The organism is Streptomyces sp. SID11385 (genome assembly GCF_010548245.1).
In the GTDB taxonomy this organism is placed as follows: Bacteria; Actinomycetota; Actinomycetes; order Streptomycetales; family Streptomycetaceae; genus Streptomyces.
Map to the genome: position 1 here is coordinate 1 of NZ_JAAGLR010000941.1, position 23,401 is coordinate 23,401.

Annotated in this window: 25 protein-coding genes and 2 pseudogenes; 18 read left to right on the plus strand and 9 right to left on the minus strand. The window is 70.0% G+C overall.

The genetic code is table 11. The annotated features are described in order from the left end of the window. From G3I42_RS28315 to G3I42_RS28345, 7 genes and pseudogenes are all read left to right on the plus strand, one after another. Window positions 1-378: pseudogene (locus G3I42_RS28315) on the plus strand (ABC transporter substrate-binding protein); the annotation flags it as partial. Window positions 379-480: 102 nt separating this feature from the next. Then, window positions 481-1,446, plus strand: coding sequence for an asparaginase (locus G3I42_RS28320; protein WP_164290600.1), 966 nt, complete (start codon window positions 481-483; stop codon window positions 1,444-1,446). Window positions 1,447-1,570: 124 nt separating this feature from the next. Beyond that, complete coding sequence (locus G3I42_RS28325) at window positions 1,571-2,797, plus strand: FG-GAP-like repeat-containing protein (protein ID WP_164290601.1); 1,227 nt, start codon at window positions 1,571-1,573, stop codon at window positions 2,795-2,797. Window positions 2,798-2,871: 74 nt separating this feature from the next. Then, on the plus strand, window positions 2,872-4,098 hold the full coding sequence (locus tag G3I42_RS28330; protein WP_164290602.1) for a GNAT family N-acetyltransferase: 1,227 nt from the start codon (window positions 2,872-2,874) through the stop codon (window positions 4,096-4,098). Between the two features lie 138 nt (window positions 4,099-4,236). Then, window positions 4,237-6,072: a bifunctional metallophosphatase/5'-nucleotidase gene (locus G3I42_RS28335; RefSeq protein ID WP_164290603.1), complete on the plus strand. Its 1,836-nt coding sequence runs from the start codon at window positions 4,237-4,239 to the stop codon at window positions 6,070-6,072. Between the two features lie 181 nt (window positions 6,073-6,253). After that, window positions 6,254-7,558, plus strand: coding sequence for an ATP-binding protein (locus G3I42_RS28340; RefSeq protein WP_164290604.1), 1,305 nt, complete (start codon window positions 6,254-6,256; stop codon window positions 7,556-7,558). Further along, window positions 7,555-8,181, plus strand: coding sequence for an RloB family protein (locus tag G3I42_RS28345; RefSeq protein ID WP_164290605.1), 627 nt, complete (start codon window positions 7,555-7,557; stop codon window positions 8,179-8,181). The genes G3I42_RS28340 and G3I42_RS28345 overlap by 4 nt, the downstream gene beginning before the upstream one ends. Before the next feature lie 6 nt (window positions 8,182-8,187). Here G3I42_RS28345 and G3I42_RS28350 read toward each other — a convergent pair whose 3' ends face one another. After that, window positions 8,188-8,913 carry a dienelactone hydrolase family protein gene (locus tag G3I42_RS28350; RefSeq protein WP_164290606.1) on the minus strand — a complete coding sequence of 242 codons (726 nt, stop codon included), beginning with the start codon at window positions 8,911-8,913 and terminating at the stop codon, window positions 8,188-8,190. Window positions 8,914-9,020: 107 nt separating this feature from the next. Between G3I42_RS28350 and G3I42_RS28355 the strand changes: the two genes are divergently transcribed. Then, window positions 9,021-9,911 carry a DUF1963 domain-containing protein gene (locus G3I42_RS28355; RefSeq protein ID WP_164290607.1) on the plus strand — a complete coding sequence of 297 codons (891 nt, stop codon included), beginning with the start codon at window positions 9,021-9,023 and terminating at the stop codon, window positions 9,909-9,911. Window positions 9,912-9,988: 77 nt separating this feature from the next. On the opposite strand, the gene G3I42_RS37155 is transcribed toward G3I42_RS28355, so the two are convergent. Both G3I42_RS37155 and G3I42_RS28360 read right to left on the minus strand, forming a co-directional pair. Beyond that, window positions 9,989-10,141: a hypothetical protein gene (locus G3I42_RS37155; RefSeq protein ID WP_203607471.1), complete on the minus strand. Its 153-nt coding sequence runs from the start codon at window positions 10,139-10,141 to the stop codon at window positions 9,989-9,991. Continuing rightward, window positions 10,138-10,581: an ATP-binding protein gene (locus tag G3I42_RS28360; RefSeq protein WP_164290608.1), complete on the minus strand. Its 444-nt coding sequence runs from the start codon at window positions 10,579-10,581 to the stop codon at window positions 10,138-10,140. Before G3I42_RS28360 ends, G3I42_RS37155 begins: the two co-directional genes overlap by 4 nt. Before the next feature lie 414 nt (window positions 10,582-10,995). Between G3I42_RS28360 and G3I42_RS28365 the strand changes: the two genes are divergently transcribed. The 4 genes from G3I42_RS28365 (at window position 10,996) to G3I42_RS28380 (ending at window position 14,224) form a co-directional block, all read left to right on the plus strand. Next, the gene (locus G3I42_RS28365) at window positions 10,996-11,874 is read left to right on the plus strand and encodes a helix-turn-helix transcriptional regulator (protein ID WP_164290609.1); all 879 of its coding nucleotides are present in this window, start codon (window positions 10,996-10,998) and stop codon (window positions 11,872-11,874) included. Beyond that, window positions 11,871-12,080: a DUF397 domain-containing protein gene (locus tag G3I42_RS28370; protein ID WP_164290610.1), complete on the plus strand. Its 210-nt coding sequence runs from the start codon at window positions 11,871-11,873 to the stop codon at window positions 12,078-12,080. Before G3I42_RS28365 ends, G3I42_RS28370 begins: the two co-directional genes overlap by 4 nt. A gap of 189 nt (window positions 12,081-12,269) precedes the next feature. Continuing rightward, window positions 12,270-12,458 (plus strand): DUF397 domain-containing protein, encoded by a 189-nt coding sequence (locus G3I42_RS28375; protein WP_164290611.1) that lies wholly within the window; start codon window positions 12,270-12,272, stop codon window positions 12,456-12,458. 767 nt (window positions 12,459-13,225) lie between these two features. Further along, window positions 13,226-14,224 carry a hypothetical protein gene (locus tag G3I42_RS28380; RefSeq protein ID WP_239096730.1) on the plus strand — a complete coding sequence of 333 codons (999 nt, stop codon included), beginning with the start codon at window positions 13,226-13,228 and terminating at the stop codon, window positions 14,222-14,224. 18 nt (window positions 14,225-14,242) lie between these two features. On the opposite strand, the gene G3I42_RS28385 is transcribed toward G3I42_RS28380, so the two are convergent. Both G3I42_RS28385 and G3I42_RS28390 read right to left on the minus strand, forming a co-directional pair. After that, on the minus strand, window positions 14,243-14,677 hold the full coding sequence (locus tag G3I42_RS28385) for a VOC family protein (protein ID WP_164290612.1): 435 nt from the start codon (window positions 14,675-14,677) through the stop codon (window positions 14,243-14,245). A 100-nt stretch (window positions 14,678-14,777) separates the two neighbouring features. Beyond that, window positions 14,778-15,329, minus strand: coding sequence for a PadR family transcriptional regulator (locus tag G3I42_RS28390; protein WP_164290613.1), 552 nt, complete (start codon window positions 15,327-15,329; stop codon window positions 14,778-14,780). Between the two features lie 102 nt (window positions 15,330-15,431). Between G3I42_RS28390 and G3I42_RS28395 the strand changes: the two genes are divergently transcribed. The 6 genes from G3I42_RS28395 (at window position 15,432) to G3I42_RS28420 (ending at window position 20,714) form a co-directional block, all read left to right on the plus strand. Then, window positions 15,432-16,247, plus strand: a complete 816-nt coding sequence (locus G3I42_RS28395; RefSeq protein WP_164290614.1) for an alpha/beta hydrolase — start codon at window positions 15,432-15,434, stop codon at window positions 16,245-16,247. Window positions 16,248-16,361: 114 nt separating this feature from the next. Then, window positions 16,362-16,694: a hypothetical protein gene (locus tag G3I42_RS28400; protein WP_164290615.1), complete on the plus strand. Its 333-nt coding sequence runs from the start codon at window positions 16,362-16,364 to the stop codon at window positions 16,692-16,694. Between the two features lie 29 nt (window positions 16,695-16,723). Further along, entirely contained in the window at window positions 16,724-18,715 is a 1,992-nt protein-coding gene (locus G3I42_RS28405; RefSeq protein ID WP_164290616.1) for a DUF6571 family protein, read from the plus strand. A gap of 36 nt (window positions 18,716-18,751) precedes the next feature. Continuing rightward, on the plus strand, window positions 18,752-19,378 hold the full coding sequence (locus tag G3I42_RS28410; RefSeq protein ID WP_239096731.1) for a hypothetical protein: 627 nt from the start codon (window positions 18,752-18,754) through the stop codon (window positions 19,376-19,378). 119 nt (window positions 19,379-19,497) lie between these two features. Then, complete coding sequence (locus tag G3I42_RS28415; protein WP_164290617.1) at window positions 19,498-20,154, plus strand: hypothetical protein; 657 nt, start codon at window positions 19,498-19,500, stop codon at window positions 20,152-20,154. A gap of 32 nt (window positions 20,155-20,186) precedes the next feature. Beyond that, entirely contained in the window at window positions 20,187-20,714 is a 528-nt protein-coding gene (locus G3I42_RS28420; RefSeq protein ID WP_239096732.1) for a hypothetical protein, read from the plus strand. 700 nt (window positions 20,715-21,414) lie between these two features. On the opposite strand, the gene G3I42_RS28430 is transcribed toward G3I42_RS28420, so the two are convergent. The 4 genes and pseudogenes from G3I42_RS28430 to G3I42_RS37940 form a co-directional block, all read right to left on the minus strand. Continuing rightward, a complete protein-coding gene (locus tag G3I42_RS28430; RefSeq protein WP_164290618.1) occupies window positions 21,415-22,350 on the minus strand; it encodes a serine/threonine dehydratase in 936 nt (311 codons plus the stop codon). A gap of 81 nt (window positions 22,351-22,431) precedes the next feature. Further along, entirely contained in the window at window positions 22,432-22,770 is a 339-nt protein-coding gene (locus G3I42_RS28435; RefSeq protein ID WP_164290619.1) for an NIPSNAP family protein, read from the minus strand. A 64-nt stretch (window positions 22,771-22,834) separates the two neighbouring features. After that, a complete protein-coding gene (locus G3I42_RS28440; RefSeq protein ID WP_164290620.1) occupies window positions 22,835-23,251 on the minus strand; it encodes an NUDIX hydrolase in 417 nt (138 codons plus the stop codon). Continuing rightward, window positions 23,248-23,401 (minus strand): annotated as a pseudogene (locus G3I42_RS37940) (metal-binding protein); the annotation flags it as partial. The gene G3I42_RS28440 and the pseudogene G3I42_RS37940, both read right to left, overlap by 4 nt.

Consider the following 23,401-nt stretch of genomic DNA (forward strand, 5'->3'; position numbering starts at 1 on the left):
CAAGCGCCCCCCGTCCCGCGCCCCGCGCCCCCCGCCGTCGCGGGCCCCGGGGACGCCGACGTCGTGGCGCGCCTCGCGGGCATCCTGCGGGACGGGCCGCCCCGGCACCGGTCCTCGGCCCGGCATCTCGGCGTCGTGACGCCGGACGGCGAGGAGGCCGACCGGCTCGCCGGGACGATGCTCCAGGAGGTCGCCCTCTCGGACCTCGCGGCCCGTACCGACGAGGAGTTGTCGCGCGGGCGGGCCCGCCTGCTCGCGTACGAGGCGGACGTCTCGCGCCGCCGTCTCGCCCTCCAGCGCACCGCTGACGGGTGCAGCGCGGAGATCGCCCGCAGGTACCGTGAGGGAGAAGCGCAAGTAGACGACCTGCTCCTGTGACGAGGCGGTGATCCCGCCGTCCCCGGCCGTGCCGCCCTCCCCGGGCGGGCGGCCGGGGTCCGAGGGGGCGGGCCGCCCGCCCGGAAGGCCGTAGCACCCCCCATGAGCACCACCCCGTCGCACTCTGTCGTCGCCCCCGTACTCGCCGAGGTCGTACGGTCCGGCTTCCCCGAGAGCAGGCACCGCGGCAGCCTCGTCCTGCTCGCCCCGGACGGCTCGGTCCGTACCGCCCTGGGCGATCCGGCCGCGCCGGTCTACCCGCGCTCGGCGAACAAGCCGATGCAGGCGGCGGCCGTGCTGCGTGCCGGTCTCGATCTGGAGGGCCCCCGGCTCGCCCTCGCGGCGGCGAGTCACTCCGGAGAGCCCTTTCACCGTTCGCTCGTTCGGACGATGCTCGACGAGCACGGACTTGACCCGGCGCAGCTCCAGTGCCCGCCCGATCTCCCGCTCGACGCCGAGGAGGCCGAGGCGTACCTCGCGGCGGGCGAGGTCAGGGCCCGTATCACCATGAACTGCTCCGGCAAGCACACCGCGATGCTCGCCGCCTGCCGGGCGAACGGCTGGCCGACCGGCTCGTACCTCGACCCGGGGCACCCGCTCCAGCTCCTCGTCCGCGACTGCGTCGAGGAGGCGGCGGGCGAGGAGATCTCCGCGCTCGGCATCGACGGCTGCGGCGCCCCGCTCATGGCGCTCAGCCTCACCGGCCTCGCGCGCGCCTTCCGCTCCTTCGTCCTCGCCGACCCGTCGAGCGCCGAGGGCCGCGTCGCCGCCGCGATGCGCGCGCACCCGGAGTACGTGGCGGGCACCCGCCGCCCGGACACGTGGCTCATGCGGGCCGTCCCCGGCGTCCTCTCCAAGATGGGCGCGGAGGCCGTCCAGGCGGTCGCGTTCCCCGACGGCTCCGCGCTCGCCTTCAAGATCGACGACGGCGGCGGCCGCGCCCTGCGCGCCGTCCTCGCCCGTGCCCTCGAACTCCTCGACGTGGACGACCCGGTGGTGGACCGCATCGGCGAAGTCCCGCTGACGGGCGGGTCCGTGGTGGTCGGGGAGGTACGGGCGACGTTCTGAGGCCACCTGCCCTTCCCCCGGTTCCAGTTGTGGGCGACCGGTGAAGATCCCGTGCGCGGCTGCCCGTAAAGTGCCCCGGGGACCGGCGGCGTCGTCGCCGGTCCGCGCAGGGAGGGGAAGCCATATGCGACAGCGTTTCATCAGGGGACTCGCGACGCTCGCGGGTCTCGCGCTCGCCGGTACGGGCCTGGTCACCGCGACGGCCGCGCCCGCCGCCGCGGCGGGCGGGACCAACTGCCCGGCCGGGTACTGGTGCGGCTGGAAGAGCAAGAACGCCACCGGCACGCCGTACAAGACGAAGACCAGCGCCAAGGACTTCGGGAGCAGTTGGGCCAACAAGCTCCACTCGTTCAGCAACCGCACCAAACTGATCGCCTGCGAGTACAGCGCCAAGAACTACGAGATCGCGAAGGGTTACTTCCCGGACGACCCCGGGACCTCGGGGGAGTGGCACGGGGGCACGAGCCACACGGTCAACTCCGTGAAGCTCGTCGCCACCGAGCGCGAGTGCGCCGGGACCGCCTACCCCACCTGGTTCAGCGAGAAATCGTCCAAGGCACTCGGCTTCGGCGATCTCAACGGCGACCGCAGGGCCGACCTCCTCACCCGCGACAAGGCCGGGCGCCTGTGGTTCTCGCCGGGCGACGGCAGCGGGCGGCTCGTCGGGAACGGCGGCTGGAACGGCATGAGCGCCCTGACCCGGCACGGCGACTTCAGCGGCGACGGGCGCGAGGACCTCGTGGCGCGCGAGAAGTCCACGGGCAAGCTGTGGCTCTACCCCGGCAAGGGCGACGGGGGCCTCGGCACCCGCAAGCTCATCGGGAACGGTGGCTGGAACGGCATGAACACGATCACCGCCGTGGGCGACCTCACCGGGGACAAGCGCGCCGACCTCGTCGCGGTGCAGACCTCGACGGGCAAGCTCTACCTGTACCCGGGCACGTCGAAGGGCGGCCTCGGCACGCGCAAGCTCATCGGCAACGGCGGCTGGAACGCCATGAACAAGCTGGTCGGCGTGGGCGACGCGAACGGCGACGGGCGACCCGACCTGTACGCGCGCGAGAAGGCCACGGGCAAGCTGTGGCTCTACCCGGGCCGCGCCTCCGCCCTCGGCTCCCGCGTCCTGATCGGCACCGGCGGCTGGAACGCGCGCGAGGACATCGTGGGAATCGGCGACATCTCCGGCGACGGCCGCCCCGACCTCGTCACGGTGACCAACGAGAAGTACGTGCTCGACGGCTTCGACGGCAATCCGGGCTGGCTCGTCACGTACAAGGGCCTCGGCAACGGCAAGCTGGCGGGCGGCGTGCGCGGCGACGGCGAGTGGTGGCTGCTCAACGGCCTCGCCTGACGCGTCCGGCGTGGGGTGGGGCGCGCCCGTAAACCGGCGTGCGTCCCACCCGCACCCCCGCCTAGCCTGCCCTCATGCCTCTCGACATACGTCCCCTGACCGGGCCCGGTGAACTCGCCGCCTGGGCCAAGGTGGTGCGTACCGCCTTCCTCGAAACCCCCACCGCGTCGGCCGACGAACTCGCCGACCTCGCCGCCGCTCCCGCCGAGTGGCGGCGCAGCGGTGCCTTCGACGACGGCGCGTGCGTCGGCACCTTCCGGTCCTTCTCGCAGCAGGTCACCGCGGTCGGTGGCAGGGCGGTGCGGGCGAACGCGATCAGCGCCGTCTCGGTCGCCGCGACCCACCGCAGGCGCGGCATCCTGCGCCGCATGATGGCCGCCGACCTCGCCGCCGCGCAGGCGCGCGGGGATGCCGTCGCCACGCTGCGCGCCTCCGAGTACGGCATCTACGGCCGGTTCGGCTTCGCCCCCGCGAGCCACTCCGTCGAGCGGACCATCGACCTCGCGCGCACCGGCATCGACCGGCACGCCCCGCTCCCGCTCGGCGGCGGCCGGATCGACGTCGTGGACGCGGCGGCCGTCCTCGCCGAAGGCCCCCAGCTGCACGCCCGGTTCCTGCCCACGCGCGCGGGCGCCGTCGACCGCGACACGCGCTGGTGGCACAAGCTCACCGGGACCGGCTACCGCGCGCCCGGCTGGAACGAGCCGCTGCACGTGCGCTACCGGGGCGCCGACGGCACGACGGAGGGGCTGCTCACGTACGTGGCCGCCCACGCGACCCGGACCGCCACGGTGGACGACCTGATCGCCACGAGCCCGGCCGCCGAGCGCGCGCTGTGGACGTACCTGTGCACGATCGACCACGTCGCGCGCGTAGAGACCGGCGAGCGCGCTCCCGACGACCTGCTCCCGCTGCTCCTCCCGGACCCCCGCGCGGCCGAACAGGCCCGCGAGCACGACGGGTTGTGGGTCCGCCTCCTCGACGTCCCCGCCGCCTTCGGGGCCCGTACGTACGAGGCTCCCGGCAGCCTCGTCCTCGGCGTCACGGACGCGAGCGGCCCGGCGGGCGGCACGTACCGGCTGACGGCGGACGCGGACGGTACGGGGCGGGCCGAGCGGACCGAGCAGGAGCCCGAACTCACGCTCGACGTCGCGGCTTTGGCCCGGCTCTGGCTCGGCGACGGCTCGCCGCTCGCACTGGCGGAGGCGGGGCTGCTCGAAGAGCGCGCGGAAGGCGCCGCCGCCCGCGCGGAGCGGGTGCTGCGCACGGCCCGCCGTCCGTGGTGTCCCGACGGTTTCTGAGCCGTACAGCTCCCCGTCACCCAATCCCTCGCCACGCTACGCGCGTTGACCGTATCCTGCCGCCCGTACGGGCACCGTGTCCGTACAGGCTCCGCACAGCGAATCTCCGCGAACTCCCGAGCGCACGAGGGGACCCCTATGCCCGCCACACCGCCCCGCCCGCCCCGAAGAGGCCGCCGTCTGCTGACGGTTGCCGCCGGTCTGGCCACCGTCGCCGCGCTGACGGCGGCGAGCCCGGCGGCGGCGCACGGCCACGGTCACACCTCGCACGGCAGGCCGGGCCACGGCCACCACGGCCACCACGCCCCCAACCCCCGTACCGTCGACGTCCAGTTGCTCTCCTTCAACGACTTCCACGGCAACCTCGAAACCCCCGCCGGCTCCTCCGGCTCCGTCTCCGAACTCCAGCCGGACGGCACGACGAAGACGGTCGCGGCGGGTGGCGTCGAGTACCTCGCCTCCTCGCTCCGCACCGCCCGCAAGGGCCACCCGTACTCCGTGACGGCGGCGGCCGGGGACCTCATCGGCGCGAGCCCCCTGCTCTCCGGCCTCTTCCACGACGAGCCGACGATCGAGGCGATGAACAAGCTCGATCTCGACGTCACGAGCGTCGGGAACCACGAGTTCGACGAGGGCGCCACCGAGCTGTCCCGGATGCAGAACGGCGGGTGCCACCCGGACGACGGCTGCTACGAGAAGGGCAAGAAGTTCCAGGGCGCCGACTTCCCCTACCTCACGGCGAACGTGACGAAGGAGAAGACCGGGAAGCCGCTCCTGAAGCCGTACTGGGTGTGGAAGAAGGACGGCGTGAAGGTCGGCTTCATCGGCGTCACGCTGGAGGGCACGCCGGACATCGTCACGGCGGAGGGCGTCAAGGGGCTGAAGTTCCACGACGAGGTCGAGACGATCAACAAGTACGCGAAGGAGCTCGACAAGCAGGGCGTGAAGTCGATCGTGGCGCTCATCCACGAGGGCGGGCTGCCCGCGAACGGCGCGTACAACTACGACTGCGACTCGCCCGCGGCGGGCGGCGGGATCTCGGGCCCGATCGTCGACATCGCGAAGGGCATCACGCCCAAGGTGGACGCGCTGGTGACGGGCCACACGCACAACGCGTACGTGTGCACGATCCCCGACCCGGCCGGGAACCCGCGCCTGGTCACCTCGGCCTCGTCCTTCGGCCGCCTCTACACGGACACCACCCTCACGTACGACCGCCGCACGCAGGACATCGTCCGTACGAAGGTGGACTCCGCGAACCACGTGGTGAGCCGCACGCAGCCGAAGGCCGCCGACATGACGGCCCTCATCAGCCGCTGGAACACCCTGGCGGCCCCGGTCGCGAACCAGGCGGTGGGCTGGATCTCGGCGGACGTCCCGCGCGGTACGGGCCCGGAACAGCCGCTCGGCGACCTGATCGCCGACGCCCAGCTGGCCCACGCGAAGACCCTCGACCCGAGCACGTCGCTCGCGCTCATGAACCCGGGCGGCATCCGCGCGGACCTCGTGCACGCGGCGAGCGGGGCGGAGGGGGACGGCGTCGTGACGTACGGCGAGGCGTTCACGGTGCAGCCGTTCAGCAACACGGTGAACCTGGTGACGCTGACCGGCGCGCAGGTCGTGAGCGCGCTCCAGGAACAGGTCAGCGGCCCGAACGAGGCGTCCCCGAAGATCCTCCAGGTCTCGGACGGGCTGACGTACACGCTGGACCTGACGAAGTCGGGCGCGTCCCGCGTCGACACGTCCTCGATCCGCCTGAACGGCGACCCGATCGACCCGGCGGCCTCCTACCGCGTGGCGATGAACAGCTTCCTCGCCGGCGGAGGCGACGGCTTCACGTCCCTGGGCAAGGGCACGACCCCCCTGGTCGGCAGCGACGACCTGAAGGCGTTCAACGACTACCTGACGGCCAACTCGTCGGCGGCCACCCCCTTGTCCCCGCCGAAGGCGGACCGGATCACGGTGGTGAAGTAACGACGCAGAGCCCCTGCCGGCCGTACGGGCCCCGTACCCTCACGCTTCGGCGGGGGTGCGGGGCCCTCGTGCTGCGGAGTCTGTTCCCGGCACCGAAGGACTCTCACATACGCTTTGACAAGCTTGTGGGACGATTACCGTCCTGAGACAGGGTGAAACGACAGCCTGGGAGCGTGCACAGGTGCTGCTGAGATTCCGTGCGACGAACCACAAGGCCCTGCGGGACACGACGGAACTCGTGCTGACCCGGTCCGGCTTCGACGCGGTGCGTCCGAAGGACGGCGACTGGGGGGCGGTCACGAACCGGGTGGCGGGGCTGTTCGGGGCGAATGCGTCGGGGAAGACGACGGTGCTGGACGCGATGGCGTTCGCTGTCTCGGTCATCAGGGACTCCGCGTCGTGGAGCGACCGCCGGGCCATCCCCCACAGGCCCTTCCTGCTCGACGGCGGCTCGGCCTCGGCGACCTCGGCCTACGAGTTCGACTTCACGGTCGGGGGCGTCCGCCACGTCTACGGCTTCGAGCTTCGGGCGGAGGGCATCGTCTCGGAGTGGCTGAGCAATTTTCCCGAGGGCCGCCGCCGGATGCTGTTCGAGCGGACGGGACCGGACCCGGAGGACATCTCCTTCAGCCGGCACCTGAAGGGGGAGAACGTGCGCATCTCGCGGCTCATGAGCGGGAAGAACCTCTTCCTCTCGGTCGCGTCGATGGCCAACCACCCCTACCTGAAGCCCTTTTACCACCGCATCAGCCGGCACGTCGTGTTCGCGGACTTCTCCGAGGGCAACCAGACCCGGCGCATGCTCCTTGTGAGGAAGTGGCTGGAAGAGGAGGGGTACGTCCGGCAGGCACAGAGCCTTCTGCGGTTCGCCGACCTGGGGATCGCGAGGGTGAGTCTGGAGGAGCGCGAGCCCACGTGGGAATCGCGGGACGCACTGGCGCCTCTTGCGACCGGGGACGACAGCTTCGACAAGCGCGCCCTCGCGGGAGTCCTCGGCCAGCGGGACAAGCGCATCACCTTCTGGCACGGCGCGGGCGAGGACACCACCCCCCGCAGGCTGGAGCTGGCCGACGAGAGCAGCGGCACCGTCGCCTGGCTCGCCCTCGCACTGCCCGCACTGCGCGAGATCCGGCACGGCGGAACGCTGCTCGTGGACGAGCTCGACGCCAGCCTCCACCCCCGCCTCGCCTCCGCCCTCATCTCCTTCTTCAAGTCCCCCGAGATCAATCCGCGTGGTGCTCAGTTGATCTTCACCTCGCACGACACCTCGCTCATGGGGCACCTCGCGGGCGAGAGCCTGGACACCGAGGAGGTCTGGTTCGCGGAGAAGGGCGGGAACGGAGTCACGGACCTCTACCCCCTCACCGATTTCCCGGTGAAGAAGGACCAGAACATCGAGCGCCGCTACCTCGGTGGCCGCTACGGCGCCGTCCCGGCGCTCGCCTGGGAAGAACTGCATGCCGCCCTCGCGGAGCCCGCCTCGTGAGCCGGCGGGAGATCCGAGGGGGCCGGCGGATTTCCAAACCACGGGCTCGCCGCCAGGAGAACCGGAAGTTCCTCATCGTCACCGAGGGAACGAGGACCGAACCGCAGTACTTCGAGAACTTCGCGGCGCTCCTCAACGCCAAGGCGGTCCAGGTGGTCAAGGTCAAGCCGGTCGGGATCGGCAGGGACCCCGCCGCAGTGGTGAGGGAGGCGGAGCGCCGGCGAAGGGCGGAGCGGAACGGCGGGGACCCGTTCGACGAGGTGTGGTGCGTGGTGGACGTGGACCGGCACGAGACGTTGCCGCGTGCGTGCAAGGAGGCGCGGGACCTCGGCATCGACGTGGCGATCAGCGCGCCGTGCTTCGAGATCTGGCTTCTGTGGCACTTCGAGCACAGGACAGGGTGGATCGACGGCGCCGAACTCAAGAAGCTCTTGGGCAAGCGAGGCTTCGTGGACAAGAACATCCCCGCGGACTTTCCGTACGCGGCCTACGCCACCGCCCTGACCCGCGCTGCCACGTGCGAGCCGATCGTGTACGCCCACGTCCCGCCGAATCCGTCGAGTTCCGTGCCGACGCTCGTGCACGCGCTGGTGAAGGCCCAACGAGGCGGGGCGGGCCGCTGAGACCGTTCAGTTGTCCACCGGCACGCACTCCCCGAGCAGGGCCACCACGTCCCGCCACGCGCGGGCCGCGTGGGCCGGGTGGAAGGCCACGCCCGGGACCGTGGGGTGGTCGACCGGTGGGTAGGGGAAGGCGTGGTGGGCGCCGCCGTAGACGGTGAGGCGCCAGTCGACGGCGGCCTGTTGGAGTTCGGTGGTGAAGGCTTCGCGCCGGGCGGGCGTCATGATCGGGTCCTCGGAGCCCACCCCGGCCCAGACCGGACAGCGGATGCGGGCCGACTCGGCGACGCCGCCCGTCATCAGCGCGTTGATCGTGCCGATGGCTTTCAACGGCGCCCCGTCACGCCCGAGTTCGAGCGCGACGGCCCCACCGGTCCCGTACCCGATCGCACCGATCCGTCCGGCGTCCGTACGGGGCTCCGCGGTCAGGACGTCGAGCGCCGCCCGCCCGATGCCGCGCAGCCGCCCCGCGTCGGCGAGCAGCGGCAGGCAGCGCGCGTTCATGTCCTCGGGCTCCCGGAAGTACCGCCCCCCGTGCAGGTCGAACGCCAGCGCCACGTAACCGAGTTCGGCCAGCGCCTCCGCCCGGCCCCGCTCGACGTCGCTGACCCCCGGCCCCTCGGGCCCGATCAAGACGGCGGGCCCCGGCCCCGAACCGCCCGGAAGCGCGAGGTACCCGGTCATGTCCAGCCCGTCTGCGGCGTACGTGACGGCGCGCGTGCGGATCTCTGTCATACGGGCACGCTACGAGCCGCGCGGCCCGGCCGGGGGCGGGTTCACCGAGGGCGGACGACCCTGGACGGCTTCGGCGGGCGAGTGCCGGCGGCCCTATCGTCTCCGCCATGGATCACCAGCGCGAGTTTCGCCGGGCAGCCCTTGAACTGGGCATCCCGGACGAGGAGATCAGCAGCTTCGGCCGGCACCTTCGGGTAGCCATCGGCTTGACGCCGGCGGGCGAGGGGCCTGCGGTCGGGCGGCTCGGCGGGCTGCCCCGGCTGCCGGTGGGCATGGAGTGGCCGTCCGCCGGGGACATCCCCTTGCCGTTGCTCCTCTCCGTCGACTGCGGGGCATTGCCGGGAATCGACGGCTCCGCCATACCGGACGATGGCACGCTGCTCTTCTTCGTGGACCAGGAGCGGGACCACGAGGACACCACCGGAAGATACGCGCGCGTCGTGTACGTCCCGGACGGGACCGGGACAGCGCCCGCGCCACCGCCCCACTCCGTATGGGTGCACGACCATCAGGACGTCCGCGCCGAACTGAGAGCAGAGCTGCCCCTCTGGCTCCAGGAGAGCGAGGACGAGGACTGGCACGAGTACTGGGAGGATCTCGAGTACGAGGACATGTCGTCCTTCCAGCAGGAGTTGTTCCAGTACATGGAGCGCGACCTGCCGCACGCGCACGAACTCCGCACCCTCGCCCGTGACCTCTGGCCGGGCGACGCCTTCCTCGTCCTCGGCGGGTATGCCGACGACGAGGTGATCAGCGGCATCGCGCAACAGACCCTCGCGGGACGCGAGAAGGCGGGCGAGATCCCCGCCATCCCGATCGCGCAGTGGCCTTCCCTGCTGGAGCGTGAGCGGCACCGGCTGACGAGCGAATGGACAGCGCTCATGAGGCAGGGCCGGTTCTACGAGGAGTACTCCACGAGTTTCGTGATCCGCCACGAGGACCTGGCGGCGGCCCGCGTGGACAAGGCCCTGCCCGTGACCGGTTTCCTGGCCCCGTAGGCGGCTTCGACGGGTTTCACCGCTTGGTGCGACGGGGGAGGGCTGGGGCCGGACCTCCTCCGCGTGAGGCGTCCGAGTTACTGCGCGACGCGCTCTCCCCCGTGCGGGTGCCGCTTGATGAGGACGCGGCAGTCGGCGGCGCGGGAGTGGTCTCCCGCCGCCTCGGCGGCGCGTTCGGCACGCCGCAACTCGGCGCAGCGGGCGCACTCTTCAGTGGACGTCGTGCTCATCCCCGTACCTCCGCCCACACCCGTTTCCCCCACGGTTTCGGCTCCGTTCCCCACCGCGTCGCGTACGTCTCGACGAGCAACAGCCCCCGCCCGTCGAGGGCTTCGAGTCCCGCCCGGCGCAGCACGGGGCGCGCCCGCGACGAGTCCGAGACCGCGATCTCCACACCTCTCCCGTCAAGTCGCGCCACCACGACCCGGATCGCCTCGCCCCGCGCGTGCGTGACCGCGTTCGCGACGAGCTCCGACACGACGAGCGTGGCGGAGTCCGCGAGCGCGTCGAGCCCCCACACGGCGAGCGCCAGGCGGACCAGCCGCCGCGCCGGAGCCGCCGACTCGCCGATACGGGGCAGCACTTCGTTGTAAGCAGGCACGCCGACGCCGGAGGCGAAGGCGCCGGGGGCGCGGTCCGCGCAGGGGGCGAGGTCGTCGTACTCGTTCACGCCGTTCCGCTCCTCGGCGGTCAGCCGTACGCCGTTCGGGTGAGGTAGCGGGACGAAGGGGCGTGGGCGGGCGGGGGGCCCGCCTCCGGCGGCCGGAGTGCTGGGGGTGGGGTTCAGGTGCATGTGAGGACCTCGACTTGCAGGTGAGAAGGCCGAGACACACGGACTTCCCTCACTGAGCGCGCTCGCCCCGTCACGGAATCCGCAAGAAGAGTGTGTCGTGCCGCACCCGTAACCGGCAAGTGAGTCACCTAAATTCAAAATCGATGGAATATTCGGTTGCTCGATTGCGGCACCCGGCGCGGTACATTCAGCACCAGCGGGGGTGCGGAGCCACCTATCGGTTCGTCAACACACCCCGTAGCTGGCAGACTTCACCTGTGCCCGCTCACCCACCGGAGGTGTCAGCACCACATGCCGAACCAGAGGGCCGTCCCCACCCTGCGCCGCAGGCGACTGGGCAATGAGCTGCGAAGGCGTCGCACCGCTGCCGGCCTGGAGAGCCGCGCGGCGGCCGAGGCGATGGGCTGGGCCGAGAGCAAGTACTCGCGCGTCGAGAACGCGAAGGGGAGGGTGACTCCCCAGGAGGTCGAGTCGCTGCTCAAGCTCTTCGGCGCGGAGGACCCGCAGGTCGTGACAGCGCTGACGAACCTGGCCAAGGACGCGGGTAAGCGAGGGTGGTGGCGGCCGTACGGGGACGTGGTCACCGACTCGTACCGGGACTTCCTCGATCTGGAGGCTGACGCCGAGCTGGAGCAGGTCACTGCACCTGGACTGATTCCCGGGCTGTTGCAGACCGGCGGCTACGCCCGAGAGATCATCGCTGCCACGGGGCTCACTCTGGCGCAGGACGAGGTACACGCGTTGGCGGAGCTGCGCAGGGCGCGCCAAGCCATACTGACCACGCGCTCGGGCGGTCAGGCGCCCTTGAAGCTGTGGGCCGTGATTCACGAAGCGGCGCTGCACATGACCTCGGTCGAGCAGCCCCACATGATGCGTGAGCAGCTACGACACCTGCTCGACATGACGGATCTGCCGAATGTCACCATTCAGGTACTGGATCTCAAGGGGACAGCCAGTCCCGGCCTGGTCGGCGTGATGGAGGTCGTCCATTTCCCAGCCCCTTGGCCGACGGTGGTCAACCTGGAGAACCTGCAAGGAAGTCACTTCGTCGAGGGAACCGAAGACGTGAAGGTGTTCGAGGACGCCTTCGCCCGTGTAGTCGCCGCCGCTCTGTCCGTGGACGACTCACGCTTGAAGATCAGAAGCATCATGAACGGAATGGACACGTGACAGCACCTCTTCCGACCACCAGCCTCTCTGGCGCCGATTGGTTCAAGTCCTCGTACAGCAACGCAGCGAACAACTGTGTGGAAGCTGCTTACGTGTCTGGTGGACTCGCCATCCGCGACTCGAAGGACATCTCCCGCGCCCCTCTCAGTTACGGCACCTCGCAGTGGACGGCGTTCTGCGAAGGGGTCGTCTCCGGCGCCCTCTGATCACCGCACCACATGACGGTGGGCCCTCCTCGGATCAAGCGAGGAGGGCCCACCGTCATGTCATTCCCCCACTCCCGCCCCACGTATGCGGGACACCGGTGCCGATTGCCCATGCGGGTGCTGTCATGGCGATACGGGGTGGCGCCAACGACACTGCGCAGGCGTCTAGTTCACGCCGAGGGGAACGACATGACCAACTCGCGCCTCACCTGGTTCGCGTCCTCGTACAGCAGCGGCGGTGAACAGTGCGTCGAAGCCGCCCGCCTCCCCTGCGCCATCGCCATCCGCGATTCCAAGGCCCCCGCCCTCTCGCACCTCCGCTACCCCGCCGCCCCCTGGGCCGACTTCTGCGCCGCTCTCGCCGCCGACGTGCTCTGAGCCAGCGGCCCGCGTGGGCGCGGTCCACTCGCCTCGCTTTGTATTCGGCCCCAGCGCCCCACCGACCGGCTGGATCGGGCCGGAGGCGGGGCGGAGTTGCGGTGGGCGTGGCTTGGGACCGTACCTTCTGAAGAGAGAACGACTCGGCGGGTGGCCGGGGGCCGGTCTCAGGGGCCGTTGCGGTCGCCGCCCGGAGGGACCCGCCTCAGCGCCTGCGTGGGAGCGCGCTCCGGCTCCTGGCTTCGGGACCAGGCGACACATCGAGCGCGGGAAGACCGGGCTGGACGTTTCCGCCATCCCCCTCGGCTGCACGAGCTTCGGCGAGCCGGAACGCGGCGGCGAGCCGTGGTCCCTGCGGGGTGTACACGGCCGGGCTCTTCCGTGTTTTCGCAGGTGGGGCCTGCCGTGAAAGTCGGGACCCGGCACGCCCGTACGGGTCGGAAAAGTCGGGACCTCGACCGGCTCGTGCCTTCTTTTAAAGGACTGGCAGAAAGAACCAACCTGCCTGCCGGCCCGCCGTCTTGTGGGTGCGGGACTCGCGTACGCGTGCGCGCGAGTGGGCGTGCGCGCGGGAGCGCGAGGGCTTCACTCTGTTGGGTGATAGATCGGGATATCGGGGGGAACTGGGGTTTGGCGGGCATATGCTCCGGCCAACGGCCATGTAAATGGCCCCCGTCGGGAGTCACGATCCCGAGGCGGGGGCCGACCACGAAGGAAGCCTGAAGACCTTCCCCGTGGATGACCACAAGGAAGAAAGAACCTTCCCTATGGATGCCTCGAAGCTTATCTCCCGTCGGCCTGCCCTGCGGGGCGTCACGCACGTCCGGACCCGCCTCCATCGCGAGTTCTGCGTCGTCTCCAACGCGTTGGCCCAGCACGAGAACCTGGACTACCTCGCGATCGGCATCGCCACGTACATGCTTTCCGTCCCCGAAGGGACGAAGGTCTCGATCAAGGCGTTGACGGAACGCGACCCGCGCCACGGCGAGCACGCCATCTCCGGCGCCCTCCGGCGGCTCGAAGCGGTCGGGTTCCTGCGCCGCGAGACCTCCCGGCTCCCCACCGGCAAAATCGTCACGCGCACCTTCATCCACACCGTGCCGGTGCGGGACGACGCGCCGGAGGCGGTGTGGGTCGAGCCCGTCGCGACGGAGCCCGGCGTGTCCGTACGGGAGGAGGCGGGGGCGTCCGTACGGGAGGAGCCCCGCGGGGCCGCGCGGGAGGAGGTCCGTCCGTCCGTACGGGAGGAGGCGCCCGTACGCGAGGAGGCGCACGCCGCGCCGGAGGCCGCGCCCGCCCCCGCCCCCGTACGCGACACCGCGCCCGCCGCTCCCGCTCCGGCCCCGCCGCCCCGTACGCACACCGTCGCCGCCTACGTCCTCTCCACCCTCCACCGGGAGGACCCCCGGCTCGTCCTCCCCGAGAGGGACCTGGCGCGGCTCACGCCGCTCGCCGCCGCGTGGCTGGAGCGGGACGTGGACCGGGACGCGTTGCGCGCCGCGCTGCTCGCGCAACTGCCGCAGCACATCCACCGGCCCGCCGCCTTCCTCGCGCACCGGCTCGTCCACGACCTCCCCGCGCGGCCCGCGAAGCTGCCGACCACCTTCCGGGCCGCTTCCGCGCCCGTCGAGCCGCCGAACCTGCCCGAGGTGCGGCCCTCCCAGTGGTGGCACAGTTGCGACGTCTGCGAGCGGGCCTTGCGGGACGGGCCCGGGCGATGCCGGGACTGTCAGGCCGAGCGGGGTGCCGTCGCCGACAGGTGGTGAGCGGCCGGGCTCCGGGGCTCAGTCAAGGCAGAACTCGTTGCCCTCGATGTCCTGCATCGTGACGCACGACTCGTTCTCGTCGTCGGCGAGTTGGGTGTACAGGTGGACGGCGCCGAGGGCTTCCAGCCGGGCCTGTTCCGCCTGGAGCGTCGCGAGACGTTCGTCCCCGACGAGGCCCTTGCCCGCCCGCACGTCAATGTGGACGCGGTTCTTGACCACCTTGCCCTCGGGCACCCGCTGAAAGAGCAGGCGCGGCCCCGCACCCGTCGGGTCGGAACACGCGAAGTAGCCCGGCTGCTCCTCGCGCGGGACGGCGCGGCCGTACTCCGCCCAGCTCCCGTATCCCTCAGGGGCCTCGGGAAGGACGTAGCCGAGGACCTCGCACCAGAAGGCGGCGAGCCGAACGGGGTCGGCACAGTCGACGGTCACTTGGATTTCACGGATCGCAGGCACCGGAGCACCGTAAGGGGAAGGGAAGGGCGGGGCCAGTTGATTTACGGGTCGGTGCGCGGGCCGGTGGGCTGGCCGGTGCTCGGGCCGGTGCTCGGGCTCGTCACGCGGTGGCTCCGTCGAGCTCCGCAAGTGTGCTGTGCAGCCAGCTCAGTTCGGCCTGGCTCGTCGCGCGGGCGATGTGGAGGAGACCCCGGCGGAAGGGGTCGGGGAAGTCCTCGGCGCGCAGGGGGAGTCCGGGTTCGCCGTCGGTTCCCGGCTCGTGGAAGAAGCTGCTCGGCTCGGTGAGGAAGGCGAGGCGGCGGCGGAGGACGGTCGCCTGGTCCGCGGGTCCCGGGAGGTGGCGGAGGAAGGCGAGGACTGTGAACCAGTGGTTCTCGTCGGTCAGCGCCGTGCCCTCGGTCGCGGCGAGGCGGCGGCGGAGTTCGGCGCGGCCCGCTTCGGTGAGGGTCAGGACGTGGCGCGGGGCGGCCCGGGTGCCGGGTTCGGTGCGGCGGGTGAGGAGGCCGGCCCGCTCCAGGCGCTTGATCGCGGGGTAGAGCGTGCCGTCCGAGATGGGGCGGACGTGGCCGGTGAGGTGGGTGACGCGGCGCCTCAAGTCGTAGCCGTGCAGGTCCTGTTCGTACAGGAAGCCCAGGATCGCCAGTTCGAGCACGGGGTCCGTCTCCTCTCGGCCGGGGGTGGCCGTATACCTCGATAGCGAGGTATAGCTTAGACGAGGTGTTGTCGTCGTCATCCGTCGTGGGGGAGTTCTGTCGTGCGCGCTGTTGAGGTGACCGCTGCCGGGGATCGCATCCGGTGGGTGGAGATACCGGGGGACGAGGGGGCGGGGGCGTCGGGGGGCGAGGTGCCGGGGGCCGAGGTGCCGGGGGGCGAGGTGCCGGTACGGGTGTACGTGCACGGGCTCGGGGCCGCTTCGGGCCCGTACTTCACCGAGGCCGCCCTGCACCCCGCGCTCGCCGGCCACCGCTCCCTCCTCGTGGACCTGCTGGGCCACGGGCTCAGCGACCGCCCCGAGTCCCTCGCCTACACGATGGAGGAGCACGCCGACTTCCTCGCCCGCGCGATGGAGGCGGCGGGCGTACGGGGCGCCGACGTCATCGGGCACAGCATGGGCGGGACCATCGCGGTACTGCTCGCAGCGCGGCACCCGCACCTCGTCGGGCGGCTCGTCCTCGTCGACGCCAACCTCGATCCCGTACGACCTGAGACGGACACCCCGGGAAGCAGCGGGCTCGCCGCGCTCACCGAGGAGGAGTACCTCGGCGGGGCGTGGCGCGGGGTCCGGGACCGGGCGGGGGCGCACTGGTGGGCCACGATGCGGCTCGCGGGGCGGGTGGCGCTCCACCGGAGCGCGGTGGCGCTGGCGCGTACGGAGGTACGGGGCGTACTGGAGCGGCTCGCCGTCCCCCGTACGTACCTCCACCCCGAGGCGGACGGCCCGGTCCCCGGGGCGGAGGCGCTGCGCGCGGCGGGCGTGCGGGTGGGGGCCGTACCGGAGTGCGGGCACAACATCATGCTCGACAACCCGGAGGGATTCGCGCGGGCGGTGGCGGAGGCGCTGCGGACGTGATTCCTGGCGGTTTCACGGGAGTTGTGTGAGCCCCCGGGCCCCCGCCCCTGGTGGGCACGCGGTGTACCGGACTAGTTTCGGTGCGTGCCAGGAACGTCGGAGTCCGGGGGAACGATGGCCGCCGAGGAAGCGAAGCCGAAGGTCGACAATCCAGATCGCGCACGGCTTGAGGGTCTGCGCCAGGCGCTGGTGAACGAGCGGACGGATTTTGTCCTGGCCTTCGAGCTGGCCGAGAAAGAGGTCGACAAGGGGAGCGCGACCGCCGCGCTGGCCTGGGTGGGTGATACGGCCGAGCGGTGGCACGGCGAGGTGGCGGGGCACCGCACGAAGGTGCGGGAACGCATCGACGCCGTACTCGAAGACGTACGGTGCCGCATCAACTCGATGCCCGCACAGGTGACTCCGGAAGAAGCGGCCGCCATGAGCCGCAACCGGCGAATGCTCTGAAGAGGCGCTGAGAGGGAGGGGGAAAGCGCATGGACCCGGACGCCACCTCGGGGAATTTCTCCGGGATCGACCCGGACAGATTCAAGAAGGTCATCGCTTCGGTCGAGCACGGTCACGAGACCCTTCGTGACCGTGCGCTGTACTTCAAGAACCAGCTCGCGAGCTACGGAATCGGGCAGACCGAACTCCAGGGAATCGCGCACAGCGCCTCCTGGGCGAGCGACGAACTCCCCATGCTGAAACGCAGATACCACCTCTCCCTCGCGGAAGGCGCCCCCGGCTTCGCGGGACACGAGGGCATGGTGCGGATCAACGAGGCGCTGGTGAACCCGGCAGCCGTGAAAGAAGCGAAGAAAGCGGCCAAACGCGCCGCCGCCCTCGCGAAGAAGGACCCGAAGGACCTCAGCGCAACCGAATTCGACGAACTGAACACCCTGCTGGCGGACAACCGCGACGAATACCCCTTCGCGGAGACGTTCGCGGCGGCGCTGGGGGCGAAGGGGACGTTGCTGTTCTGGGACGCGATGTCCAATGCGGGGACGCCCACTCGCGGCGGGGGCGGCGGGATCGCTGCGAGGCAGGAGCAGTTGGGGGATTTCCAACGGAATCTGAGCCTCACCCTCGCCGCCGCCACGAACTCCGACACGCTTGCCATGAAGGCGTGGAAGAGGGACATGATCGCGCTGGGCGGCAAGCGGATACGCGAGGGTGACACGGCGGCCGGCTCCGGTCCGGACGGCTTCGTCGTCATGAGCAACCTCATGCGGTACGGGGATTTCGACGACGCCTTCCTGACGGACTACGGCAAGGCGCTCGTGACGAAGGACCGAGAGAACCAGTTCAGCCGGGGAGTCGGCTACCACGGCGACGCAATGGACGGCGGCATCTCCAACCACGTCGGCAACGACCTGGGCAATGACCCTATGACGGGCTTCATGAAGGCGCTTGCCAACAGCCCCGACGCGGCCACGAAATTCTTCGCGGCAGAGGGCAAGGACGCCAAGGGCAAGAAGCAGTCCAATTTCACGTACCTCTTCGAGACCAGAAAATGGCCCGACGACAGCGCTCCTGGCAAGGAGAGTGTCACGGGCCTGAACTCCCTGGGGCACGCGCTGGAGGCGGCGACGACGGGACACCGGCCGGGGGAGCCGGCGACGGCGGAGGACTTGAAGCACTCGAAGGCGCAGGCGGAGTTGTTCCGGGACATCGTGCACTCGGTCGCGTACGACCGAGACCGACTGCTGAAACGCGGTTTCCTGTCGGACAGCATGGCGAACATGTCGGCTGAGTACATGCCGGATCTCAAAGGGGCGATTAGTAGCGACCGGCAGTTCGCCAAGGAACTCTATGCCGTGACGGGCGTGCGGGCTCCGCTCAAGCAGGATGAACCCGATGCCGCCCTCTTCCTGTACACGGTGGGGAAAAACAAGGAAGGGTTCGACAGACTGAACGTAGGCGAGCATGCCTACTCAGCACAGCTTATGCAGGCGTTTAACGACGGGGCAGATCTGGGGCATTATCCAAGAAACCGCGAGCAAACCATCGATCAACTGGCCTATGACTCCGGTTACTTCCAAGGAATCATCATCGGCGGGAAGAATGCCGAGATCGCGCACGGGCATGCCGAGGAGCAGGCCAGAAGCGACGGCTGGAAGGAGGGGGTGAGCACGTGGGGTGGGACTCTCGTAGGCACTGCGACCGGCCTCGTGACCTCTCGGTTCACCGGTCCGGGGAGTGCTGTCGCGGGAGACCTCGCAGGCACCGCCGCAGACGAAGTTTTCAACGGGATTGTTGATGGGTTCGGGAAAGACGGAAAGGAGAAGGAGCAAGTATACGAGGATTTTTCCAATGATTCAAAAGTGCACTTCTCCGTCCTCACGACTGTGCAGGAGGCTGCTAAAGCTGCGACACATGAGCCGGGAGCCGCGTCGAGGGCGGGTACGAGGGCGGGAGAAGGGCTCGCTGACGCGAAGACGATGGTGAGTGGGTTCGAGAACGCCTCTCTGGAGGAGAAGTCCTGACCGGGATGGAGTGTGAGAGTGGCGAGGTTTTTGAAGATGACCGCGAAAGCAAAAATTATGCTGAGCATGGCCCTCGCGGCCGTGCTTGTCGCCGGAGGATTGGGGATCGCGGCATGGCAAGGGGTCTTCGCCGGTGGGCGGGGGGACATCGCTGCCGGGGATATTTGCTCGAATGTTCCGCATCGGGAACGTGCGGCTGAGATATTTCGATCTGTGTTGCCCGGGAATTCCTCTTACTCTTTCGCGCCTCTGATGAAGCAAGGGGATGACATCTTCGCGAGCGGGTGTGACGTCTACGGCGGCAAGTTGAGCGACCGGAAATACCTGCTGAACTTCTACGCGCACCGGACGGCGCTGGGCTGGACCGAAGCGCGCGATGGTGAGGTTGTCCATCGGGAGTACGGGGTGGGGCTTGAGCCGTTCAAAGCCGGGGACAAGGCGTGGGCGGGGTCGCGGCTGGCGTTCATCGGGATGACTTGTCGGAAGAAGACGACGAAGAAGCCGGAAATGAATCGCATGGTGGTGACCGTCATCGCGCAGACACCGCTCGAAGCCAGTGACACCAAGGCCACCTCGGTGCTCAAGGAACTCGCCGTCGACTTCGCCCGCCAGGTGCACAAGGACGCGGAGTGCGAGGTGCCGGCGCGGTTGCCGGAGGGGTGAGACGCGGGGTCACAGGGATCTGGCGGGCCGCTGGCACTCTCCATCACGTCGGCAACGGGTGCGGAAAAGACATCGTATTGGCGCGTCAGGGTTCGCGATCCCAAAATGGCGCGCTGTGAGTGGGAGCTGACGAGATGAGGCGGCTGAGCGGCAGGAGTCGGGTGGTGGTGATATCTGCCCTGAGCGCATTGGTTGTCGCGACGGGGCTCGTGGTGGCGTGGGGGGTAGGGGTCTTCTCGTCCCAGGGGGAGATCGCGGCTGCGGACGTGTGCGAGCAGGTACCCAACCGGGGGGAGGTAGCGAAGACCCTTCATGCGGTATTGCCCAAGGTGTCGGAATACTCCTTCGACGAGTCCGGTGGGCCGACGGACAACCCGAGGTTTCACTACTTCTGCTTGGTGGACGGGAGCGACGGGCCGCTCCTGGACATGGACGTGAGGCCCACGTCTCTTGGGGATAACTGGAAAGAGTGGGAGATCCAGGCCGTCAACGATGTGGATGCGTTGTACACGAGGGACCTTTCGCCGTTCCCGGCCGGGGAGCACGCGGTCGCCAGTTCGAGGACGGCGGCCATCGCCGATCCCTGTTTTTCCGCAGACGGGAAGGCGGGCGGCGGTCAGCGATTTTCCCTGACCACGGTGGTGAAGGCGAGGAAGCCTCTTCGCCTGTCGGACGACAAGGCGAGATCCGCGCTCATGCGACTCGTTGCCGATCTCGGCAGGAAGATGCACAAGGACGCGCAGTGCGACGTCCCTTCCCGGCTGACCGGAAAGTGAATGTCGCGCAACATGTCTACGCCGCGGGGCTCATGGAGCAGCACATCAAGCACCCCGAAGAATACGAATTGGGGACTAAGAACACAGTAAAAGTGATTGCCCGTGAGACGGGTGCCTTCCAGGGGCTCATCATCGGCGCACAGCGTGCCCAGGCGGATGACGATGCCGCCGATACCAAGGCGCGAAGTGAGGCGTGGAAAGGTCATGCCAGTACGTGGGGCGGTTCGGTGGTGGGCAGTGCCGCCGGAATCGCAACCGCCTCCTTCACCGGCCCCGGAGGTGCGGTGGCGGGCGGCCTCGTGGGGACGGCGGCCGGGCAGACCTTCGACGGGATTCTCAATGGATTCGGCAACGCCGATGACAAGAGAGTCAAGCAGGTGTACAAGAACATTCTGAAACAAGGGGACGCTGAATCCTCTGCGGTCTTGACAGTCCAGGAATCGGTGAAAGCGGCTACCCACGACAATGCAGTCGCCACCGCAGTGGGGTCGGATGTGAGTCAGGGACTGGACGATTCCCAGGGAGTGATCGAAAAAATCCAGGCAAAGGGCGACGAATGATGGACCAACATACCTACCCTTCAAGCGAGTTGTGCCCACGAGCGGCCTGCGCCTGCGGGGGGTTCCGGTGACGCGGGGGACGCGGAAAAACCGCTGGCTCGTGGTGGGCGCCGCGGTGTGTGGGATCGCGGTGCTGGTAGCGCTTGGGGTTGTTTACGCGATCGGCGGTTTCAGCCCGCGTGGCAAGATAACCGCCGACGATGTCTGTCCCCACACTCCGGGCCGGAGTAAGGTCGCCGAGACGCTGGGATCTGTCCTGCCGAAGGCTTCTTCTTATTCTTTCAGGGACAGATGGTCTCCGAAGGAAGGGATGGAGTTCCGTAATTCCTGCACTGTGCGGGGAGACGGCACGGTGCTTTTTCTGCTGACGGCCGAACCCAATACTGTGTCCACTTGGCAGGATTGGCAGCAACACGGTCGATCCGGAGGACCAGCGCGGCCTGTCTCGCTTCCCCGCGGGTGAACACGCTGTCGCCAATTCCACTGTCGCCGCCCTCGCGGTGCAGTGCTCGCCCTACGAGGAGATGGAAGGAGCGCCTCGCATCTATCTGACGGTTGTCGCCCAGGCCAACCGGTCCCTTGACGTCTCGGGCGACAAGGCAAGGTCCGCTCTTGTTCGGCTCGCCACCGACTTCGCCCGGCAGGCACATAAGGACGCCCGGTGCGATCTTCCGTCGCGACTGCCCGAGGGGTAAGGGCGTCAGCGGTTGTCCGAGAGGGTGGCCGGGTCGGTGTTGGCTCCGCAGAGGATGACTGCGGTGCGTTCGTCCGGGGTGGGGGTGTAGGCGGCGGTCGTCAGGGCGGACAGGGCTGTTGCCGCCGCGTGTTCCACTGCCAGGCGGTGGTGGTCCCAGAGGTCCCGGCGGGTGCGGATGATCGCCTCGTCCGGGACGGTCAGGAGTGTGGACAGCGGGTGTTGGGCGGCCGTCAGTGCCAACTCCGTTGCCCGGCGCGCTCCCAGGGAGTCCGCTGCCACCGAGTCCGGGTGCACGTCGACCACTTCGCCCGCCCGTACCGCCTCCGCCAGCGCCGCGCAGTGCGTCGGCTCCACGCCCACCGCGCGGATGCCGTGGTGGTGGGCCGCCGTCGCGACCCCCGCGAACAGGCCGCCGCCCCCGACCGCCACCACGACCGTGTCCAGGCCGGGGACCTGCTCCAGGATCTCCTCCAGCAGCGTGCCCGCGCCCGCCGCGATCAGCGCGTCGTCGTACGCGTGCGAGAGCAGCGCGCCCGAGTCGGCGGCGAACTCCGCGCAGGACGCCGCCGCCTCCGCGTACTCCCTGCCCACGAGCCGCACCCGCGCCCCGTACTCCGCGAGCCTGTCCACCTTCACCCGCGGCGCGTTCTGCGGCAGGAACACCGTTGCCGGTACGCCCGCCTCGCGCGCCGCCCACGCGCACGCGAGTCCCGCGTTCCCCCCCGACGCGATCGTCACCCCGGCCTCCGGGAGCGTGCCCGCCTCGCGGTGCGCCGCGACGAAGTTCCACGCCCCGCGCGCCTTGAAGCTCCCCGTGTGCTGCGTGAACTCCAGCGCGTTCCACACCCCGGGCGCGAAGGGCGCCACGACAGTCGGGCGCACGTGGCCGGCGATCCTGTCGCGCGCCGTCTTGATCTCGTCGTACGTCAGCGGGGGCATGAGTCTCCTGGAGGGCGTGCGCCGGGTGGTACACGACCAGTCTGCCGTGCCGGTACCACCCGGCGCACGCCCTCCGGAATCTCAGGCCCCGACCGGTCGCGTCCAGGGGGTCTCGGGGTGGTCGAGGGGGCTCAGGAAGCGGCGTTCGTAGCGGCGGATGCAGCGCGTCGTCCGGGCCAGCTCCAGCGCGGCCAGGCACTCGGGGTCCTCGGCGCTCCGCGTGCGGTAGCGCTCGTAGGCGGCGAAGTCGGGGAAGGTGAAGAGGGCGTACGCGATGTCGCTGTCCCCCTCGCTCGGCAGGAAGTAGCCGTGGTGGACGCCGCCGAAGCGGTTCACGAGGGTGATCCAGCGCCGCCCGTACTCGGCGAAGTCCTCCGTGCGGTCCGGGTCGATCTCGTACTTGAGGTGGACGGTGATCACGGGGGCTCCCTCGGTGAGTGGACGCGTGGCGCGTTGCCGGTCCGGCGAGCGTACGGGTGCCCGCTCAGCCTCCGCCCAGCGCCAACTCCCGCAGCCCCTGCGCCAGAAGCGCCCGGTCCCGGGCCTCCGTGAGCAGCTTCGCCGCCGCCTCGGGCGGCAGCCAGCGGATCTCGTCGATCTCCGCGTTCGGCGCGAACGCGCCGCCCGTCTCCTCCGCGAGCCAGTAGTCGACCGTCTTGCGGCGTCCGTCGTGGGTCCGGTAGTGGACGCGCGGGAGGCGGGTCGTGGGGCGGCACGTACGGCCCGTCTCCTCCTCGACCTCGCGCAGGGCCGCCGCCAACTCCGTCTCGCCGTGCTTGAGCTTCCCCTTCGGTAGGGACCAATCCGCCCATTTTGGGCGATGTACGACGCAGAACTCGACGCCGTGCGCGGGCGAGCGGCGCCACAGGACGCAGCCCGCCGCGCGGACCGGGGCGCTCATACGCGTACCGCCTCCCGCCACACGCGCTGGAAGGTGTGGCGCGCCGCCTCCACCTCCTGGCGCTGGACCGCGTGCAGGACGCCCAGCGCGTACGCGGTCGGCGGGGCGATGCGCGGCGTGCGCGCCGCCGCCGCTGCCGCCGTCGCCGCG

Excerpts from the sequence above, each read along its gene's own strand:
- G3I42_RS28325 (WP_164290601.1), top strand. The coding sequence starts at position 1,571 with ATGCGACAGCGTTTCATCAGGGGACTCGCGACGCTCGCGGGTCTCGCG.
- G3I42_RS28420 (WP_239096732.1), top strand. The coding sequence starts at position 20,187 with ATGGAGCAGCACATCAAGCACCCCGAAGAATACGAATTGGGGACTAAG.
- G3I42_RS28320 (WP_164290600.1), top strand. The coding sequence starts at position 481 with ATGAGCACCACCCCGTCGCACTCTGTCGTCGCCCCCGTACTCGCCGAG.
- G3I42_RS28430 (WP_164290618.1), bottom strand. The coding sequence starts at position 22,350 with ATGCCCCCGCTGACGTACGACGAGATCAAGACGGCGCGCGACAGGATC.
- G3I42_RS28405 (WP_164290616.1), top strand. The coding sequence starts at position 16,724 with ATGGACCCGGACGCCACCTCGGGGAATTTCTCCGGGATCGACCCGGAC.
- G3I42_RS28440 (WP_164290620.1), bottom strand. The coding sequence starts at position 23,251 with ATGAGCGCCCCGGTCCGCGCGGCGGGCTGCGTCCTGTGGCGCCGCTCG.
- G3I42_RS28375 (WP_164290611.1), top strand. The coding sequence starts at position 12,270 with ATGACCAACTCGCGCCTCACCTGGTTCGCGTCCTCGTACAGCAGCGGC.
- G3I42_RS28330 (WP_164290602.1), top strand. The coding sequence starts at position 2,872 with ATGCCTCTCGACATACGTCCCCTGACCGGGCCCGGTGAACTCGCCGCC.
- G3I42_RS28365 (WP_164290609.1), top strand. The coding sequence starts at position 10,996 with ATGCCGAACCAGAGGGCCGTCCCCACCCTGCGCCGCAGGCGACTGGGC.
- G3I42_RS28350 (WP_164290606.1), bottom strand. The coding sequence starts at position 8,913 with ATGACAGAGATCCGCACGCGCGCCGTCACGTACGCCGCAGACGGGCTG.
- G3I42_RS28380 (WP_239096730.1), top strand. The coding sequence starts at position 13,226 with ATGGATGCCTCGAAGCTTATCTCCCGTCGGCCTGCCCTGCGGGGCGTC.
- G3I42_RS28410 (WP_239096731.1), top strand. The coding sequence starts at position 18,752 with ATGACCGCGAAAGCAAAAATTATGCTGAGCATGGCCCTCGCGGCCGTG.
- G3I42_RS28355 (WP_164290607.1), top strand. The coding sequence starts at position 9,021 with ATGGATCACCAGCGCGAGTTTCGCCGGGCAGCCCTTGAACTGGGCATC.
- G3I42_RS28335 (WP_164290603.1), top strand. The coding sequence starts at position 4,237 with ATGCCCGCCACACCGCCCCGCCCGCCCCGAAGAGGCCGCCGTCTGCTG.
- G3I42_RS37155 (WP_203607471.1), bottom strand. The coding sequence starts at position 10,141 with ATGAGCACGACGTCCACTGAAGAGTGCGCCCGCTGCGCCGAGTTGCGG.
- G3I42_RS28400 (WP_164290615.1), top strand. The coding sequence starts at position 16,362 with ATGGCCGCCGAGGAAGCGAAGCCGAAGGTCGACAATCCAGATCGCGCA.